This is a genomic window from Kitasatospora sp. NPDC057512 (assembly GCF_042802135.1).
Taxonomy (GTDB): Bacteria; Actinomycetota; Actinomycetes; order Streptomycetales; family Streptomycetaceae; genus Kitasatospora.
The window spans coordinates 1-1729 of sequence record NZ_JBHVET010001143.1; the positions used below are offsets into that span (position 1 = coordinate 1).

Here is a 1729-nt window from a genome sequence, read left to right on the forward strand (position 1 = left end):
CCACTGGGCCAGGCGGCGCGGCGGCCGGTCCCCGGCGCCGCGCCGCAGGTCGTGCTGGGCGGCGGCGCAGATGACCAGGGCCAGCGGCAGGACCATCGGCAGGACGAAGTCGTAGGGCGAGGGGACCGCGAGCGCGAGCGCGTAGGCGGGCGCCACCAGGAGGGCGGCGGCGGCCAGCGGGACGCGCGGGGCGCGGCCGGCGGCGACGGCGCGGGCCAGCAGCATGCCGAGGACGAACTCCGGCAGCCGGGCCGGCGGGAAGAGGTAGCCGAACCACAGCTGGTCGAGGGAGACGGGCAGTTGGGGGATCCGGGGCCGGTCGGGCAGCAGGGCGGCGTCGGCTCCCGCGACGGCCGCGGCGGCCAGCAGCACGGCGGCCAGGGCCGGGCGCAGGGCGGGTGCGGGCAGGCGCCGTACGGCGCGGTGCAGGAGCGGGAAGAGCAGGTAGAACAGGGCCTCGCAGCACAGCGACCAACTGGGGATGTTCATCCTGGAGTTGATGTTCGGGTCGGGCGAGTAGGCGTGGACGAGCAGGAGGTTGGGCAGCCAGGTGCGCACCGGGGCGGCCCAGGCGAACAGGAGGGCGGCGGCGGTCCACATCGCCAGGTGGCTGGGGTAGATCCGGGCCAGGCGCCGGCGCCAGAACGCGGCGGGGCGCTCACCGTCGCGCGCGGACCAGGTCAGGACGAAGCCGCTGAGGACGAAGAAGAACGAGACCCCGGCGTAGCCGGCCTTGGAGGTGGCGTGGGCGAGGGCGGCGGCGAGGCGGGGGTCGGCGAAGAAGCCGAGCGGGGCGCCGTGGCGCAGCGGGTCGGTGATGAGGAAGGCGTGGAAGAGGAAGACGGCGAGGGCGGCGGCGAAGCGCAGGGAGGTGAGGGTGGGCAGGCGGTGCGGGGGTGGCGGTCCTCCGACCAGCCGAGGATCACTTCGTGCGCTCATCGCACGACTGTAGGTGACGGTGCGTCAAGTCGGGTCGCCGCCGGTGTCGCTCGGGAGGGGGAATCGGGGGCGGGGCGCAGGTGAGGGCGCGGTGGAAATGGCGGTGCGCGGGGCGGGCGGGCTGGGCACACTGGCTCGATGATCACCGACCACTGGCCCCTGCGGGGGCTGCGCGTGTCCTCGCCCCGCCTGGAGCTGCGCCTGCCCACCGAGGACGAACTCGCCGAGGTGGCCGACGTCGCCGCCCGCGGCGTCCACCCGCCCGAGGAGCGCCCGTTCCTGACGCCGTGGGGCGAGCTGCCGCCGGCCGAACGGGCCCGGCACGTGGTGCAGCTGCACTGGCGGCGGCTGGGGCGCTGGAGCGCACAGGACTGGGCGCTGAACCTGGTGGCCTTCCACGAGGGGCGCCCGGTGGGCATCCAGGACATGCGCGCCACGGAGTTCGGCGTGCGGCGCGAGATCGTCTCGGGCTCCTGGCTCGGCCTGGAGTTCCAGGGCAGGGGCCTGGGCACCGAGATGCGCGCCGCGATGCTCCACCTGGCGTTCGCGGAGCTGGGGGCGCGGTCGGCGAGGTCGCTGTCCTTCGCGGACAACCACTCCTCGCTGGCCGTCTCGCGCCGGCTCGGCTACCGCGGCGACGGCATCGACCGCGACGTCCTGGACGGGCGGGTGGTGGTCTCCGAGCGCCTGCGCCTGACCCCCGAGGCCTGGGCCGAGCACGCCCGCACCCCGGTCACCGTCACCGGCCTGGACGCGGGCTGCCGCGCCCTGTTCGGCCTCGACGCCTGAG

The 1729-nt window shown here is 75.8% G+C and carries 2 protein-coding genes; one reads left to right on the top strand and one right to left on the bottom strand.

The annotated features are described in order from the left end of the window. Nucleotides 1-939 (bottom strand): acyltransferase family protein (locus ACFU6K_RS38400; RefSeq protein WP_380671214.1); only part of this gene is annotated, 939 nt, incomplete at its 3' end. A gap of 138 nt (nt 940-1077) precedes the next feature. On the opposite strand from ACFU6K_RS38400, the gene ACFU6K_RS38405 reads away from it, so the two are divergent. Then, a complete protein-coding gene (locus ACFU6K_RS38405) occupies nt 1078-1728 on the top strand; it encodes a GNAT family N-acetyltransferase (RefSeq protein ID WP_380671216.1) in 651 nt (216 codons plus the stop codon). Nucleotide 1729: the final 1 nt, after the last annotated feature.

What these genes read in the sequence shown, in the direction of transcription:
- ACFU6K_RS38405 (WP_380671216.1), top strand. Translation starts at nt 1,078, where the DNA reads ATGATCACCGACCACTGGCCCCTGCGGGGGCTGCGCGTGTCCTCGCCC.